Source organism: Streptomyces sp. NPDC044921, assembly GCF_056432865.1.
The window spans coordinates 37743-54017 of sequence record NZ_JBWKIF010000013.1; the positions used below are offsets into that span (position 1 = coordinate 37743).

Annotated in this window: 16 protein-coding genes; 7 read left to right on the plus strand and 9 right to left on the minus strand. The window is 73.0% G+C overall.

Annotated elements, in window-relative coordinates; all coding sequences use genetic code 11:
- Positions 1-54: 54 nt before the first annotated feature.
- Positions 55-1635: an acyl-CoA mutase large subunit family protein gene (locus tag AC07DA_RS21205; protein ID WP_479129727.1), complete on the minus strand. Its 1581-nt coding sequence runs from the start codon at positions 1633-1635 to the stop codon at positions 55-57.
- Positions 1636-1772: 137 nt separating this feature from the next.
- Between AC07DA_RS21205 and AC07DA_RS21210 the strand changes: the two genes are divergently transcribed.
- A complete protein-coding gene (locus AC07DA_RS21210) occupies positions 1773-2606 on the plus strand; it encodes a L,D-transpeptidase family protein (protein ID WP_479129728.1) in 834 nt (277 codons plus the stop codon).
- 157 nt (positions 2607-2763) lie between these two features.
- Here AC07DA_RS21210 and AC07DA_RS21215 read toward each other — a convergent pair whose 3' ends face one another.
- The 4 genes from AC07DA_RS21215 to AC07DA_RS21230 form a co-directional block, all read right to left on the minus strand.
- On the minus strand, positions 2764-3885 hold the full coding sequence (locus AC07DA_RS21215) for a hypothetical protein (protein ID WP_479129729.1): 1122 nt from the start codon (positions 3883-3885) through the stop codon (positions 2764-2766).
- Complete coding sequence (locus tag AC07DA_RS21220; protein ID WP_479129730.1) at positions 3885-4559, minus strand: RNA polymerase sigma factor; 675 nt, start codon at positions 4557-4559, stop codon at positions 3885-3887. The genes AC07DA_RS21215 and AC07DA_RS21220 overlap by 1 nt, the downstream gene beginning before the upstream one ends.
- Before the next feature lie 459 nt (positions 4560-5018).
- Positions 5019-6011, minus strand: a complete 993-nt coding sequence (locus AC07DA_RS21225; RefSeq protein WP_479129731.1) for a hypothetical protein — start codon at positions 6009-6011, stop codon at positions 5019-5021.
- Positions 6012-6173: 162 nt separating this feature from the next.
- Positions 6174-6791 carry an RNA polymerase sigma factor gene (locus tag AC07DA_RS21230; protein WP_479129732.1) on the minus strand — a complete coding sequence of 206 codons (618 nt, stop codon included), beginning with the start codon at positions 6789-6791 and terminating at the stop codon, positions 6174-6176.
- A 367-nt stretch (positions 6792-7158) separates the two neighbouring features.
- On the opposite strand from AC07DA_RS21230, the gene AC07DA_RS21235 reads away from it, so the two are divergent.
- Positions 7159-8346 carry an N-acetylmuramoyl-L-alanine amidase gene (locus tag AC07DA_RS21235; RefSeq protein ID WP_479129733.1) on the plus strand — a complete coding sequence of 396 codons (1188 nt, stop codon included), beginning with the start codon at positions 7159-7161 and terminating at the stop codon, positions 8344-8346.
- Between the two features lie 49 nt (positions 8347-8395).
- On the opposite strand, the gene AC07DA_RS21240 is transcribed toward AC07DA_RS21235, so the two are convergent.
- The 4 genes from AC07DA_RS21240 to AC07DA_RS21255 form a co-directional block, all read right to left on the minus strand.
- Positions 8396-8791 (minus strand): hypothetical protein, encoded by a 396-nt coding sequence (locus tag AC07DA_RS21240; protein ID WP_479129734.1) that lies wholly within the window; start codon positions 8789-8791, stop codon positions 8396-8398.
- A gap of 133 nt (positions 8792-8924) precedes the next feature.
- A complete protein-coding gene (locus AC07DA_RS21245) occupies positions 8925-9479 on the minus strand; it encodes a hypothetical protein (protein WP_479129735.1) in 555 nt (184 codons plus the stop codon).
- Between the two features lie 108 nt (positions 9480-9587).
- Positions 9588-10094: a hypothetical protein gene (locus tag AC07DA_RS21250; protein WP_479129736.1), complete on the minus strand. Its 507-nt coding sequence runs from the start codon at positions 10092-10094 to the stop codon at positions 9588-9590.
- A gap of 96 nt (positions 10095-10190) precedes the next feature.
- Positions 10191-11792: a beta-N-acetylhexosaminidase gene (locus tag AC07DA_RS21255; RefSeq protein WP_479129887.1), complete on the minus strand. Its 1602-nt coding sequence runs from the start codon at positions 11790-11792 to the stop codon at positions 10191-10193.
- 291 nt (positions 11793-12083) lie between these two features.
- On the opposite strand from AC07DA_RS21255, the gene AC07DA_RS21260 reads away from it, so the two are divergent.
- The 5 genes from AC07DA_RS21260 to AC07DA_RS21280 all read left to right on the plus strand — a co-directional run bounded on the left by AC07DA_RS21260 (position 12084) and on the right by AC07DA_RS21280 (position 16194).
- Positions 12084-12581: a 2-oxo-4-hydroxy-4-carboxy-5-ureidoimidazoline decarboxylase gene (locus tag AC07DA_RS21260; protein ID WP_479129737.1), complete on the plus strand. Its 498-nt coding sequence runs from the start codon at positions 12084-12086 to the stop codon at positions 12579-12581.
- 191 nt (positions 12582-12772) lie between these two features.
- On the plus strand, positions 12773-13153 hold the full coding sequence (gene sdhC, locus AC07DA_RS21265; protein WP_037670267.1) for a succinate dehydrogenase, cytochrome b556 subunit: 381 nt from the start codon (positions 12773-12775) through the stop codon (positions 13151-13153).
- 5 nt (positions 13154-13158) lie between these two features.
- The gene (locus tag AC07DA_RS21270) at positions 13159-13641 is read left to right on the plus strand and encodes a succinate dehydrogenase hydrophobic membrane anchor subunit (RefSeq protein ID WP_479129738.1); all 483 of its coding nucleotides are present in this window, start codon (positions 13159-13161) and stop codon (positions 13639-13641) included.
- A 19-nt stretch (positions 13642-13660) separates the two neighbouring features.
- Entirely contained in the window at positions 13661-15415 is a 1755-nt protein-coding gene (gene sdhA / locus AC07DA_RS21275) for a succinate dehydrogenase flavoprotein subunit (protein ID WP_479129739.1), read from the plus strand.
- Positions 15415-16194 carry a succinate dehydrogenase iron-sulfur subunit gene (locus tag AC07DA_RS21280; protein ID WP_479129740.1) on the plus strand — a complete coding sequence of 260 codons (780 nt, stop codon included), beginning with the start codon at positions 15415-15417 and terminating at the stop codon, positions 16192-16194. Before sdhA ends, AC07DA_RS21280 begins: the two co-directional genes overlap by 1 nt.
- Positions 16195-16275: the final 81 nt, after the last annotated feature.

Here is a 16275-nt window from a genome sequence, read left to right on the forward strand (position 1 = left end):
TGTCGCACGCGGTCCCGGCCTGCGGACCGGGTGCTGCCGGGCCTCCGGCGGCGCTCACAAGGCGTCCGACGGGACGTACGCCCCCCACACCTCGCGCAGCGCGCCGCACACCTCGCCCACCGTCGCCCTGGCCCGCAGCGCCTCCCTCATCGGGTACAGGACGTTGTCGTCGCCCTCGGCGGCCTTCCGCAGGGCGGCGAGGGCGGTGTCGACGGCCTGCCGGTCGCGTTCGGCGCGCAGGGCGGCGAGGCGTTCGGCCTGCCGGGCCTCGATGGCCGGGTCGACCCGCAGCGGCTCGTAGGGCTCCTCCTCGTCGAGCTGGAAGCGGTTGACGCCGACCACGACCCGCTCGCCGGAGTCGGTCTCCTGGGCGATGCGGTAGGCGTTGCGCTCGATCTCGCCCTTCTGGAAGCCGCGTTCGATGGCCTCGACCGCCCCGCCCAGTTCCTCGACCCGGTCCATCAGGTCCAGCGCCGCCGCCTCCACGTCGTCGGTCAGGCTCTCCATGACGTAGGAGCCGGCGAACGGGTCGACGGTGGCCGTGACGTCGGTCTCGTGGGCCAGGACCTGCTGGGTGCGCAGGGCCAGGCGGGCGGACTTGTCGGTGGGCAGGGCGATGGCCTCGTCGAAGGAGTTGGTGTGCAGCGACTGGGTGCCGCCCAGGACCGCGGCCAGCGCCTGCACCGACACGCGCACCAGGTTCACCTCCGGCTGCTGGGCCGTCAGCTGCACACCGGCGGTCTGGGTGTGGAAGCGCAGCATCAGCGACTTGGGGTTGCGCGCGCCGAACTCCTCCCTCATCACCCGGGCCCAGATGCGGCGCGCGGCACGGAACTTGGCGACCTCCTCCAGCAGCGTGGTGCGCGCGACGAAGAAGAACGACAGGCGCGGGGCGAAGTCGTCCACGTCCATCCCCGCCGCCACCGCCGTGCGCACGTACTGGATGCCGTTGGCCAGGGTGAAGGCGATCTCCTGCACGGGCGAGGCGCCCGCCTCGGCCATGTGGTAGCCGGAGATGGAGATCGTGTTCCACCGCGGCAGCTCCGACCCGCAGTAGCGGAAGATGTCCGCGGTCAGGCGCAGCGACGGCTTGGGCGGGAAGATGTAGGTGCCGCGGGCGATGTACTCCTTCAGCACGTCGTTCTGGATCGTGCCGGTCAACTGCTCGGGCCTGACGCCCTGCTCCTCCGCCACCAGTTGGTACAGGAGCAGCAGCACCGCCGCCGGGGCGTTGATCGTCATCGACGTCGAGACCCGCTCCAGCGGGATCCCGCCGAACAGCACCCGCATGTCCTCGATCGAGTCGATCGCCACGCCCACCTTGCCGACCTCGCCGTGCGCGAGGGGGGCGTCGGAGTCGTGGCCCATCTGCGTGGGCAGGTCGAAGGCGACCGACAGCCCGGTGGTGCCGTGCGCGATCAGCTGCCGGTACCGCGCGTTGGACTCGGCGGCCGTGCCGAAACCGGCGTACTGGCGCATCGTCCAGGGCCGGCCCGTGTACATCGTCGGGTACACACCCCGCGTGTACGGGTACGCCCCGGGCTCCCCCAGCTTCTCGGCCGGATCCCAGCCCCGCAGGGCCTGCGGTCCGTAGACCGGCTCGATCGGCAGTCCCGACTCCGACTCGCGCGCCATGGTGTGATGCCTCCCGGAAGCAGTGACCTCGCTCACCACCATGCCCCCTGGTTCGCGGCGGGTCACGCCCGGGGAACATCTCAGGTGACATCCGGGCGGACCGGCGGGACGGCGGGGGGCGTGTGCGTACTGCGGGCGTGGGGAGAGCGACAGCGGCGGCGGTCGCGGTGCTGGCCGCGCTGACCGGCTGCACCGTGCAGGCCCCCGGCGGCGACGGCAAGGGCCGCCCGCCGGTGCACATCGAGCTGCCCGACGGCACCCCGTCGGCCTCGCGCAGCCCCGGCGGTGGGGGCCGGTCGGGCGCCGCCCCGCCCCCCGACGACACGCCCCGGGCCGCGCCCCGCGTGCTGTGGTCGCGCGGCGCCACGGGCCGGGACGTGCGCGAGCTCCAGGCACGGCTGCGGCAGGTCGCCTGGCTGTTCGACGGGCCCACCGGGACGTACGACGAGGCCACGGAGCGGGCCGTCAGCGGTTTCCAGAGCAAGCGCGGACTGCCGCGCACCGGGCGGACCGACACCGTCACCTGGGAGCGGCTGCTGCGGATGACCCGCGAGCCGGGCCGCTGGGACCTGTACCTGATGGGCGGCCAGCCGGCCGATCCGCCGGACCCGCGCTGCCGCGGCGGCCGGGTGCTCTGCATCGACAAGACCAGCAGGACCCTGCGGTGGATGATCGACGGGCGGACCGTGTCGACGATGGCCGTCCGCTTCGGCTCGGAGTACACACCGACGCGGGAGGGCGTCTTCTCCGTCTACTGGAAGTCCCGCGACCACGTGTCGACGCTCTACGACTCCCCGATGCCCTACGCCATGTTCTTCAGCGGCGGCCAGGCCGTGCACTTCTCGGCGGACTTCGCCGCCCGGGGCTACGCGGGCGCCTCGCACGGCTGCGTGAACGTCCGGGACGAGGCGGCGATCGCGGCCCTGTACGCGCAGGTGCGCAACGGCGACAAGGTCGTCGTGTCCTGGTGAGGGCTGGCGCGGGGATGTGGGGCGCGGGCGGGACCGGGGGAACGTGTCCCGCCCGCGCTCAGGTGCACGAGCCGTAGGTACGGGGGGAACCCCGGCTCCGTGCGACGGCCGATGACCAGTCGGCTCACTCATTACTGCGCCGGAGCGGCCGAAAACGTCACACCCTCGGCCAGGAGATTTTCGCGGAGTACAAAATCCCAGGTCGCAGGGGTGTGAGGGAAGGCCGGGCGTGGTCGCGGTCCGCGCCGCCCACGGCGTCGGCCGCGTCGGCCTTCCGCACCCCGGCCTTCCGCTCGGCCTTGCGCTCCGTCTTGCGCTCCGTCTTGCGCTCGGTTTTGCGTTCGGTTTTGTCCTGCCGGCGCTCGGCCTCGTCCTGCCCGCGGCCGTGCCCCTGGTCGCGGTCACCGTTGCGGTGCTTGCCGTGGCCGTGGCCCTGGCCCTTCTCTGTGCCCTTCCCCTCGTCGCCCCGCTCGCCGGAGCCGGGGTCGGCCAGGGCCAGGACGCCCTTGCAGTACTTCCACACGCGCGTGCCGTCCGCCGCGTCCCGCAGGGCGCGTCTGCGGTCGTCGTCCAGCCGCTTTCCGGCGCGCAGGTCGCGGCAGGCCTCGGCGATCCGCTCACGGCCGTCGGGACGGTCCTCGCCGGTGCCGGGTTTCCCGGTGTCCTCGCCGGTGCCGGTGCGTCCGGAGCCGGTACCACCCGTCGCCGCGCCGTCCGGGCGGTCGCCGGGATCCGCTCCGCCCTGCCCGGCACCGGTCGGGGAGGGCGAGACCAGGGGGCGCTCGGGAGGAGTGACGGCGGCCGAGACGGAGGCGCCGGGGTCGGGCTCGTCACCGCCGAACGGTGCTCCCAGGACTCCGGTTGCGGCCACGGCGGCGACTCCGCCGGCCATGCCGACGGCCAGTGAGGCGGCCAGCGCCAGGCCGGCGGGGCGGACCCCGCGGAACCGCCGGACGGCACCGCGGCCGCTGCCGCGCGCGGCTCCGATCCGGACCAGCCCGGCGTCGGCGGTCCCGTCGGCGGCCCGTCCGCGGAGGGTGGCGGCGGCGGCCGCGGCGTCGGCGCGTTCCTCCCGCGCCTTGCGGAAGGCGGCTACCGCGGCGGCCTCACCGGGGAGTTCTTCGCTGGTCGGCGGGGGTGGCGCGGACAGTGCGCCGAGCGTCCTGGCGAGCCGTTCGGCCTCGCCCCGATGGGCACCGTCGACAGCTTCCGGTGGCTCTCCGCTCAGCAAACGCTCCGCCGTCTCGCGGTCCAGCCACCTGTACTGCTCGTCGGCCATCACACATCCTTCTGCGTCCGCGCGACGCTGTGCGTCACAGTTGCGGACGTCACCGCACCGCCGTGCGGTTCTCGCTGGGGCGGCAGGGCGTCGAGCACCCCGGCCGATTCCGGATCGGCCTGTGGATTGTCGCCCAGCAGCTCGGCGAGCCGCTTCAGGCCCCGGTGCGCCGCCGTACGGACCGCGCCCGGGCGCTTGCCGAGGGTCTCGGCGGCGGTCTTCGCGTCGAGCCCCACGACCACGCGCAGGACGACCGCCTCGGCCTGGTCCTGCGGCAACCGGGAGATGAGGGAGAACGTGCCGTCGGTGGCGAGCGCCTCGATGGCCTCGCCGGCGGTGTCGGACTCGGCAGCGCGGCCGGTCAGCTCCGTCTCGTCGCCGCCTATGGCGGGCCGCCGCCCGCGCATGCGTATGTGGTCCAGCGCGCGGTTGCGGGCGATCCGGGCGGCCCAGCCGCGGAACCGGTCCGCGTCACCGGTGAACCGCTCCAGGTCGCGGGCTATCTGCAGCCACGCCTCGGACGTCACGTCCTCGGCGTCGGGGTCGCCGACGAGCGTCCGTACGTATCCGAGCAACCGCGGGTGCACGGTGCGGTACACAGTGCGGAACGCGGTTTCGTCCCCGTCCTGTGCCGCACGCACCGCGGCGGTCAGCTCCGCGTCGTCCCCCAGCACCGCGTGCCCTTCTGCGCCTGAGCCGGCGCCGCTCTCGCGGCCCGGGTTCTCGCCGTCGTCGTTCCTCTTTGATCACTGCGGTTCACAAGCCCGCAGGTCGTTGCGGTGGTCTTGCTGCCTCGGTGTGGCGCGAAAGGCACGTTACGACCTGAAACCACTCCCCGTCCATGTCCCCCCGAGATGCAACTAAGCCGTGACACGGAGGGGTGTGACAGAAAACGCACACCGGGCGCTGTAGGGAGTACGGGCCGCCGCGCGGCCCGTGCCGCGCGACGGCCGGGGCCTCTCCTGTGGGGGGTGGCGGCTCCGGCCGTTGCCATGGCGGGGCGCGACGGCGCTCCGGCCCCCGCCGCGGGGAGGGCTGACCGGTGGCACGGGCGGCTGCCCGGCGGTGCCGGCGGGCCCGGGCGACCTGACCGGCTTCCGGGACCCGAAACGCCCCTCCGGCCCCCGACCCGGCTACGGGCGGCGGTCGCCGGGCTGGGCGGGCTTGCCCCTGGTCCCGGAGGAGCCGTTGCCGACGGCGCCCTGTCCACCATTGCCGACGGCGCCCCCCTCACCGTTGCGGGCGGCACCCGAGCCGCTCTCCCCCGTGCCCGCACCGTTCCCCCCGGAGCCCCGGCCCGTGTCCTGGCCGCCCGTGCCCCGGCCCTCCCCGCCCGAGCCGTTGCCCGCGTTCCCGGGGCCACCGCCCGCGTTGCCGGAGCCGGGAGTGCCCTCGCCCTTGCCGGGCTCGGCGGTGCCGCCGGTCTTCTCGTCGGCCCGGGCCGACCGCTCGGCGCAGTAGGCGGTGACGTTGCTCTCACTGCCCGCGGCCTCGACGAGACGCTGCCAGGCCGTCGCGTCCAGGGCCTCGCCGCGGCCCCCGACCCGCTCGTAGGCGCGGCAGTGCGCCTCGGTGTCCCGGGCGGTGCCGGGGTGGTCCGGGCGGGTGGAGCCGGACCCGGCCGGGGTGTCGGTGGTGCCGTCGGCGGAGGGACCGGGGGCGCGGGTGGAGACCGGGGGGCGGCCCCGTTCGCCGGAGTCGTCGGTGGAGGCCACCGTGCCGATCGCCGCCACGGCGACACCGCCCAGCGTGAGACTGGCGAGCAGCACGGAGAGCGTGGCCTTCAGCGAACGCCCCGGAAGCGGGCGCTCCCGGGACCGCCAGTCGTCCCGGCGGCGGGTGCGGTCCCGGTGCGCGCCGGCCTGCCGGGCGGCCCGGAACGCGGCGACGGCCCGCTGCTCGGCCTCGGCGTCGACGCCGTCCCGGATGAGAGCGGCGGCGAGCAGCACCTCCAGTTCGGCCTCCTTCAGGGCCGGGGAGGAGCCGGGACCGCCCCGGCCGGTCGCCCGGTGGTGGCCGGGCAGCCCTCCGTCGCCGTCCGGCACGGCCCGGCGGGTGTGCGCGGGGTCCGCGGGGTGCACCTGCTGACGGCCGGGGAGCCCGCCGTCGCTTCGATGTTCACCCATGTCCGGTCCCGTCCCTGCTCGATCCACGCGTACCGCACGGCCCGCCACGTGCCCACGCCCCGGCCGGCCGGCCCGGTGTCCCGGGCCCCATCCATACGTCTCGTCCGTCCGCCCTGTTCAGGGCACGGGCCCCGGCGGCCGCCCCCGGGCCGCGGGCGCCGTTCATGTCGACTCCCCCAGCGTCCGGCGCGCCTCATCCGTCACACCTTCGCCGCCCAGCTGGGCGGCGAGACGTTTCAGCCCCCGGTACGCGGCGGTGCGTACCGCCCCCGGCCGCTTGCCCAGGACGCGGGCGGCGGCGGGGCCGTCGAGGCCCACCACGACCCGCAGCAGCACGGCCTCCGCCTGGTCCCGCGGCAGAGCGCCGACCAGCCGCAGGGCGTGCGCGGTGGACAGCGACTCCAGCGCCTGGTCGTGGGTGCTGTGCGGCCCGGGCAGGTCGAGGACGTCCTGTTCCAGCGCGGAGGGCCGCGGTCGTACGCGCTGGCGGCGCAGGTGGTCCAGCGCCCGGTGCCGGGCGATGGTCGCCGTCCAGCCCCGGAAGCCGGCCCCGTCGCCCTGGAACCGCCCGAGGTCCCGGGCGATCTCCAGCCAGGCGTCGGAGGCCACGTCCTCCGCGTCCTCCCCGACCAGACCGCGCAGGTAGCCGAGCAGGCCCGGCTGCACGATCCGGTAGGCGACCGCGAAGGCCGCCTCGTCACCGTCCTGCGCCCGCGCGACGGCCGCGCCCAGTTCCCCGTCCTGCGCCTGCCCGCGCCGGGGTTCCCCTCCCTGGCCCAAGAACCGTCCTCGTCCGTACCGAGCGCGGCGCGTCCGTGCCACGTCCTCCACGCTGATCAGCGCCGGGCCGCCGGGAAGTGTCACACGCGACAGCCCCGGACACGCCCACGGCCGCCGGCGGAACCTGCACCCGGCACCACGGACACCCGGCAGCACCTGACCCCGACACCACTGGCACCCGACCGGACCTGACGCCCCGACACCACCGGCGCCCGGTCCGCGGCAGGGCCCGGGTGGGCACGCCGCACGGCCCCGCGATCGTCCTCCGTTCGCCGGATTTCTCCCTGCGGGCGAACGGACGGCCCGGCAGGGGGGAATGACGCTCAGGACATCCCGCCGCCCCCAAGTGGACCGGAGACGAGCCCTCATGACACGCCTTCTGCTGCGCACCGCCGTCGCCACGGCCCTGGCCCTCGGCGCCCTCGGCCCGGCCCGGCCCGCCCTCGCCTCCTCCCCCTTCCCCTCCTCCTCCGACTCCTTGTCCTCCGACGGCGTGCACACCGTGCGGGTGCCGGACGGCGACCCGCACGAGCGCTCCCTCGCGCCGCGCACCACCGAACCGTTCAGCCTGATCGGCGTCACCTGGGACGATCCGCGCGCGGTCCTGGACGGCACCGCGTACGTGCGCACCCGCTCCCGGGAGAGCGGTGCGTGGAGCGCGTGGCGCCCCCTGGAGACCGATGTGCGGGCGCCCGAGACCGGCCCCGACCGCGCCCGCGCCGGAGTGCGCGGCGGCACCCAGCCGCTGTGGACCGGGCCGTCGGACGGCGTCCAGGTGCGCGTCTCGGGCGGACGGCTGCCCGAGGGGCTGCGCGTCGAGCTCGTCGACCCCGACGCCGGAGCGGAGGACGCCGTGCACGTGGTGGAACCGGACGTCGTCGAACCGGGCGTGCCGCAGCCGGGCGTGGTCCCCCCGGCCGCCGGGCCGCTCGCCCCGGACCGCCCGGCCGTCACGTCGCGTTCCGCCTGGGGCGCCGACGAGTCCCTGGTGAAGGACCCGCCCACCTACACCGGCGACACCAAGGCGATGTTCGTCCACCACACGGCGGGCACCAACGCCTACGCCTGCTCCGAGTCGGCGTCGATCGTGCGGGGCGTCTTCCTGTACCACGTGAGGAGCAACGGCTGGAACGACATCGGCTACCACTTCCTCGTCGACAAGTGCGGCACGGTCTTCGAGGGCCGCGCGGGCGGCATCGACAAACCCGTGCTCGGCGCACACGCCTACGGCTTCAACAGCGACACCAGCAGCGTCTCGGTGCTCGGCGACTACTCCGCGACGACCGCGAACGCCGCCATCCGGGAGTCGGTCGCCAAGGTCGCGGCGTGGAAGCTCGGGCTGTACGGCATCGATCCCACCGGCACGGTGGTACTGACCGCCGGGGCGAACAACGGCAAGTACAAGCTGGGCGAGAAGGTCACGATGCACCGCATCTCCGGCCACCGCGACGGCTACCCGACCGCGTGCCCCGGGCAGAACCTCTACAACGACCTGCCCGAGGTCCGCACCCTCGCCGGAAACGCCGGCAAGCCCGCCGAGCCCGCCCCCCGATAGGCGGACCCGTTCGCCCCCGGCCCCTGGGCGCCCTAGCCGTCCGGTGGGGCTACGGCCGGGGCGTGCCGCCGGTCGCGTCCCGGCACAGCAGCCGCAGCGAGCCGTGCCCGGCGTAGGCGCGGCGGGCCTCGTCGATCGGGTCCCACAGGCGCCCGTCGGGCGTGCGGACCCAGTGGTCTCCGCCGCCGGCCCACCACTCGGCACCGGCCTGACGGGCGATCACCTCACCGGCGTAGGCGCCGAAGCCGCGCAGCACCGTCTCGACGGCGGCGTAGGGCACTCCCTCCCGCCGTATCTCCTCGATCATCCGGTCGACGCTCCACAGGCTCTGCGCCGAGTAGTCGAGGCGCAGCCGTGCTCCCTCCCGCATCGTCGCCACTGTGTCCGCCGCCCACCGCAGCGGTTTCGTCGCCGCCGACGGCCTGGTCTCCGCTTGAGTCGTCACATTCCGAAGAGCGCTCAGGAGAAGTGTTTCGTCACCCGGATTCCGGCGGCTGCCCCGAAGCGGCGCAGGACCGCCCCACCTCGTGCGGAGGACAGTCACAGGACTCTTGCAGGCAGGCGGGTTTGGGCGCGTCTCAGCCCTGGTGCCGGTTGCGGCGCGACACCACCGCGCGCAGCACCCGCCGCCCCTCCGTGGACACCTCCAGCGCCCGGCGCAGCCCGGCCTGCCCGTGCCCGGCGAGGACCTCCAGGACGACGACCTGCCGGCGCAGTTCGGCGGCGACGAGGGGCGACATGCCCTCGGTGCGGCCCTCGCGGCGCACGGACAGCGAGGAGGCGTCGTCCTCACCGGGGTCGAGGAGCCGGTGGATCTGCAGGGAGGCGACGGAGCAGGCGTCGGCCCAGACGCGCACCGCGGCGGCGGACCGCTCGGCGGGAGCCGCCCGGAGCATCCGGTGGGCGAGCACGACCGCCTCGTCCCCGTCGCCGGCGGCGTCCAGCTTCGCCCGGGCCTGCTCCAGCCGTTCGCCCCACTCGGCGGCGCCGGCGCCGTCGGTGAGGCTCGCCCAGAGCGGCCGCAGGGTCTCGTCGTCACCGCCCAGCAGCGGCACGCACCGATCCAAACAAGCCAGTCCGCTCGCGGCCAGCCCGCGTTCGTCGGCCTGTGCGATCAACTCCACCAGGCTCATCCACGCCTCCCTCCGCGGGCCTTCTCCAGGGCCTTGTCAGGCCGCCACCAGCCCTCACCCCTCACGGAACCCGCACTTCCCCTTACTGCGTGCGACGGCCCGGGAGTGTCACAGGGGCACCACGCCCAGCCTGTCGAGGAAGCGGAACAGGAGGTTTTCGGCCAGGGGATCGGGGTCTGACGTGAGGACGTCCAGCAGGGTCTCGGCGTCCACCTCGTGCCCGGCCTCGGCGGCCCAGCGCACCGCGCGCTCGGCGGCGTCAGGGGGTTCGAGGAAGTAGTCCTCCAGCGTGAGACCCTCCCGCCCGGCCCCCAGGTACCCGGCCATGGCCGCCCGGGCGAGGCAGGTCGTCCACGCCCCGCTCTCCGGCGCGGCCGCCTCCAGCACCACGCACTCGCTGTTCATCACGTACCCGAACAGCGCGGGTGCGCCGGTCTCCTCCGCGAGGGCGATCATGTTCCCGACGTCGCCCTCGCCGCCCGGGTACTCCCAGATCTGCCATCCGTCCGGTGCCGAGGTGTGCCGCGTCATCCCGTCCGCCGCGCCCGCGAGCGCGGTCAGTCCGGCGATCGGCCGCTCCCCCCGGCCGACGACGAAGTATCCCCAGTAGCCCATGTCCCGGTTCCCCCCGGCATATTCGATTCGGCTCGCCTCGCAAGACCACCACAGCCGTACGGGCGTTCGCAGCCGTATGGGCCAATTCGAGCGGAGTCAGCCGAGCCTGTCCGCCAGCGCCCGGAACTCCGCCCAGGACAGTTCGGGCCTGTCCGGGTCCCACAGCTTCTGCACGGTGGCCCGCAACGGCAGCCGGATGCCGGCCGCGACCTGGGCCTGCGTCTGGGAGTTCGCCAGGTCGCACCAGACCGCGAAGGAGCCGCCGAGGATCTGGCCGTCGTAGCGCTCCGGGACGGCCGCGGTGCCGCGCAGCACGCGGGGCGTCCACTGCTCGTAGATCCGCTGCCCGGTCGGGTAGACGAAGGTCTGCGGCTCGCCGAGCACGTAGTACAGGAACTCGTCGTTGTAGTTGATCACCTTGCGGCCCGCCTGGAGGTATTCCAGGGGTGGCCGGGCGCCGATCTCCTTGCCGGTCCAGTAGGCGACCTGGATGTCCTTGCCGGCCTGGACGGATCCACCGCGGAAGAAGCCGTCGTTCCAGGCGCGCGGGACGCGCTGGTGCTCGCGGACGGTGGCGGCCCGGTCGTTCAGCCAGCCGGTGGCCAGGTCGGCGACCGTGGCGCCGGCGCCGTACTTCTCCCGCGCGGCGGCGGCCAGCTGCGGGAAGGACGCCTCCGGGTCGGAGCGGACCAGCGCCTGGTACTCGTCGGCCCCCAGGTGCCAGGGCTTGCCGGGGAACAGCTGCGCGTACTCGTTCAGCAGGTCGTCGACGATCTCGGCGCTCTCGGCCTTGGAGATGTCGACGGCGCCCTGCACCGCCGACCCCTGCGCGGTGCGCAGCTGCAGGTCGGGGTGGGCGTCCAGGACCGCGCCGAGGTGCCCGGGCGAGTCGATCTCGGGCACGACGGTGATGTGCCGGCTCTCCGCGAGGTCGACGATCCTGCGCACCTGCGCCTTGGTCAGGTGCTGCGCGGAGACGACCTCCGGGTGGGTGTCGGACTGGATCCGGAAGCCCTGGTCGTCGGAGAAGTGCAGCCCCAGCTCGTTGAACTTCAGGTCGCCCAGCTCACGGACGCGGTCCTCGATCCAGCCGGCCGTGAAGTTCTTGCGCGCGATGTCCAGCATGAAACCGCGCCGCTCCTTGGCCGGCTCGTCGCGCACCACGCCCTCGGGGGCCGTGCCGCCGTCGTGGGTCTCCTGCTTGAGCGTGCGGGTGCCGTAGAAGACGCCGGCCTCGGTGGGCCCGCTGATCTCCACGCGCCCGTCGCGCACGGTCATCACGTACGACTCCGGGTTCGCGCCCTTCTTCGCCGCCAGCGACAGCCGCAGGTCCCCGTCCCGGTCGTCGTCCTTCTGCCCGGCGTACGCCAGCCCCAGCTCACCGGCGATCAGCCGCCCCTCGTCGGCCAGCGCCGGGTCGTCCACGACCACGCGGTCGCCGTCCCCGGGCTTCCAGCCCGGGCCGCGGGCGGGGGTGTGGTCGCGCACGGCCGGGATGGTGCGGGGCGTCTTCGACAAGGCGTACGAACGGGAGGGGCTGGGCCGGGGGCTCGATCCCGGCCCGGTGGTGGTGGGGGCCGCCGCGACCCCGCCCCCGGTGGATCCGGCCTCCGGTCCGGTGGACCCGCCGTCGCCGCCCGAGGCCGCCCAGAGCCCCAGACTCACCCCGGCCGCGACCACGACCAGGGCTACCGCCATGGCCACGACCAGCACCTGCCGCTGTTTCACCTGCTTCGCCGAAGCCCGGCGCCTGTGCTGACTCACACGGCCAACCTAAGACGTGGCGCGCTCCGGCGCGCGTCCACCACGCGTTCCGAAACTCTCTCCCCCGGGTGAAATTCGGGCATCCGTCGGACACGCCGCGGTCGCACTCGATAGCGTGACGTCACAACTCTCACAACATTGCCCTGCCGACACACGTGACGCCCACGAGGACCCACGCTGCCCGCGCCCCGTCTCCCAGACCTCCCCGGCCGCCTGGCCGTACCGGTGGAGCACTTCAACGCGGCCCCGGCCCAGGACCTCGAACGGACCCTCCTCACCTGCCTGCGCAGCCGTCGCTGGTCCCGCCGCGTCGCGGAGCACCGCCCCTATCCCGACCTGGACTCCCTGCTGGCCGCGGCGGACGAGGCGGCCTACGACCTGACCTGGGCCGACCTCACCGAGGCCCTGGCCGCCGAGCCCCTGCCCACGCTGCCCCCGGACACCTACTCCGCGGCCCACACGGCCCTCAACGCGGCCCACGCCGCCTACGAGGCCCGCTTCGGACACGTGTTCGTCATCTGCCTGGACGGCCTGTCCCCCTCCGAGATCCTCGACCACCTCCTGGAAGCCATCCGGTCACGATTGACGAACGATCCGGAGGAGGAGCGGGCGGTGACGGCGGAGGAACTCCGGCGCCTGGCGAGAGAACGGCTGGTCCACGCCCTCGTCAGGGGCGCGGGGAACCGCGCGGCGAGCCACGAGGGCGCCGCACCCGGCCGATAACCGGACACCCCACCTCAGAAGCCGCGCGGCTAGGCCGTACGCATGCCAGTTTGATCACACAGCCAGACCCCCGCTCAGCCCAGCGGCAACGCCTCGCTACGATGCTGGGGGCCGGTGGACCGTACCCGGCCGGGCCCGACCGACAAGGAAAGCCGGCGCGGCCCCAATCACCGCTCCCGGAGGAAACTTCCGTGCCGGCTGGAACGCTGTACCGCGGCCGGGAAGGAATGTGGTCCTGGGTGGCTCACCGAGTCACCGGCGTCCTCATTTTCTTCTTCCTGTTCGTCCACGTGCTGGACACCGCCCTCGTGCGGGTGTCCCCCGAGGCCTACGACAAGGTCGTGGCCACGTACAAGACGCCGATCGTCGCGCTGCTGGAGTACGGCCTCGTCGCCGCCATCCTCTTCCACGCGCTCAACGGCCTGCGTGTCATCGCCGTCGACTTCTGGATCAAGGGCGCCCGCTACCAGAAGCAGATGCTCTGGACCGTCGTCGCCCTGTGGGTCGTGCTGATGCTCGGGGCGATCTACCCCGTCCTCGGCCACGCCGCTCGTGAACTGTTCGGGAGCTGACGCCAATGTCCACGACCGATAAGACCGCCGCCGGCGTCGGCCCCGTCGAGGGTGGCGCCGTCTACACCGTCGACAACCCGGCGCCCCTCATCGAGGCCCCGCGCAAGCGCACCAAGAAGTCCCCCAGGTCCACCGGGGGCAACTTCGAGCTCGCCGCATGGCTCTTCATGCGCCTGTCGGGCATCGTGCTGGTCGTGCTGGTCCTCGGCCACCTGCTGATCCAGCTCGTGCTGGACGGCGGCGTCTCCAAGATCGGCTTCGCCTTCGTGGCGGGCCGCTGGGCGTCCCCGTTCTGGCAGGTCTGGGACCTGCTGATGCTGTGGCTGGCCATGCTGCACGGCGCCAACGGCCTGCGCGTGGTCATCAACGACTACGCCGAGCGCGCGCAGACCCGGCTGTGGCTGAAGGCTCTGCTCTACACCGCCACGGTGTTCACCATCCTGCTGGGCACGCTGGTGATCTTCACCTTCGACCCGAACATCCGCTAGGCACGGGGCTGCGAGAATCATGAAGATCCACAAGTACGACACCGTCATCGTCGGCGCCGGTGGCGCCGGTATGCGCGCCGCCATCGAGTCGACGAAGCGCAGCCGCACCGCCGTGCTCACCAAGCTCTACCCCACCCGCTCCCACACGGGCGCCGCGCAGGGCGGCATGGCCGCAGCGCTGGCCAACGTGGAGGAGGACAACTGGGAGTGGCACACCTTCGACACGGTCAAGGGCGGTGACTACCTGGTCGACCAGGACGCCGCCGAGATCCTGGCGAAGGAGGCCATCGACTCCGTCCTCGACCTGGAGAAGATGGGCCTGCCGTTCAACCGCACCCCGAACGGCACCATCGACCAGCGCCGCTTCGGCGGTCACTCGCGCAACCACGGCGAGGCCCCGGTCCGCCGCTCCTGCTACGCGGCCGACCGCACCGGCCACATGATCCTCCAGACGCTGTACCAGAACTGCGTCAAGGAGGGCGTGGAGTTCTACAACGAGTTCTACGTCCTGGACCAGCTCATCACCGAGGTCGACGGCGTCAAGCGCTCGGCCGGTGTGGTGGCCTACGAGCTGGCCAGCGGCGAGATCCACGTCTTCCACGCGAAGTCCGTGATCTACGCCTCCGGCGGCTGCGGCAAGTTCTTCAAGGTGACGTCCAACGCGCACACGCTGACCGGTGACGGCCAGGCCGCCGTGTACCGGCGGGGCATCCCGCTGGAGGACATGGAGTTCTTCCAGTTCCACCCGACCGGCATCTGGCGCATGGGCATCCTGCTGACGGAGGGCGCCCGCGGTGAGGGCGGCATCCTCCGCAACAAGGACGGCGAGCGCTTCATGGAGAAGTACGCGCCGGTCATGAAGGACCTCGCGTCCCGTGACGTCGTCTCCCGCTCCATCTACACCGAGATCCGTGAGGGCCGCGGCTGCGGTCCCGAGGGCGACCACGTCTACCTCGACCTCACGCACCTGCCGCCGGAGCAGCTGGACGCCAAGCTCCCGGACATCACCGAGTTCGCCCGCACCTACCTCGGCATCGAGCCCTACACGGACCCGATCCCGATCCAGCCCACCGCGCACTACGCGATGGGCGGCATCCCGACCAACGTCGAGGGTGAGGTCCTGGCGGACAACACCACGGTCGTCCCGGGCCTGTACGCGGCCGGCGAGGTCGCCTGCGTGTCCGTGCACGGCGCCAACCGCCTGGGCACCAACTCGCTGCTGGACATCAACGTCTTCGGCAAGCGCGCGGGCATCGCCGCCGCGGAGTACGCGCAGAAGGCGGACTTCGTCGAGCTGCCCGAGAACCCGGCGGAGTTCGTCCTGGCCCAGGTGGAGCGGCTGCGCAACTCCACCGGCGCCGAGCGCGTGTCCGAGCTGCGGCGCGAGCTGCAGGAGACCATGGACGCCAACGTCATGGTGTTCCGCACCGAGCAGACCATCAAGACGGCGGTCGAGAAGATCGCGGAGCTGCGCGAGCGCTACAAGAACGTGGCGATCCAGGACAAGGGCAAGCGGTTCAACACGGACCTGCTGGAGGCCATCGAGCTGGGCAACCTGCTCGACCTCGCCGAGGTCATGGCCGTCTCCGCGCTGGCCCGCAAGGAGTCCCGCGGCGGTCACTACCGCGAGGACTACCCGAACCGCGACGACGTCAACTTCATGCGGCACACCATGGCGTACCGCGAGGTCGGCGCCGACGGCTCCGAAACCGTCCGTCTCGACTACAAGCCGGTCGTCCAGACCCGCTACCAGCCGATGGAGCGTAAGTACTGATGGCTACCCCTGTTCTGGACAAGGAAGACGCGGCCGGCAAGCCCGAGCCCGGTTTCGCCGACTCCCCCTACATCACGGTCACCTTCCGGGTCCGCCGCTTCAACCCGGAGGTCGCGGCGGACGCGACCTGGGAGGACTTCCAGGTCGAGATCGACCCGAAGGAGCGCGTCCTCGACGCCCTCCACAAGATCAAGTGGGACCTGGACGGCACGCTGACGTTCCGCCGCTCCTGCGCGCACGGCATCTGCGGCTCGGACGCCATGCGGATCAACGGCAAGAACCGCCTGGCCTGCAAGACGCTGATCAAGGACATCAACCCCGAGAAGCCGATCACGGTCGAGCCCATCAAGGGCCTGACGGTGCTGAAGGACCTCGTGGTCGACATGGAGCCGTTCTTCCAGGCGTACCGGGACGTCATGCCCTTCCTCATCACGAAGGACACGAACGAGCCCACGCGGGAGCGGCTGCAGTCCGCCGAGGACCGCGAGCGCTTCGACGACACCACGAAGTGCATCCTGTGCGCGGCCTGCACCACGTCGTGCCCGGTCTTCTGGAACGACGGCCAGTACTTCGGCCCGGCCGCCATCGTCAACGCGCACCGGTTCATCTTCGACTCGCGTGACGAGGCCGGCGAGCAGCGCCTGGAGATCCTCAACGACCGCGAGGGCGTGTGGCGCTGCCGCACGACCTTCAACTGCACGGACGCCTGCCCGCGCGGCATCGAGGTCACGAAGGCGATCGCCGAGGTGAAGCGGGCGCTGATCACGCGCCGCTACTGAGCCCGGCCGCTCGACCGAGAAGGCCCCGTCGCCGCTGGTGACGGGGCCTTCTGGCATATGCCACACCATCGGGTGGAGGTG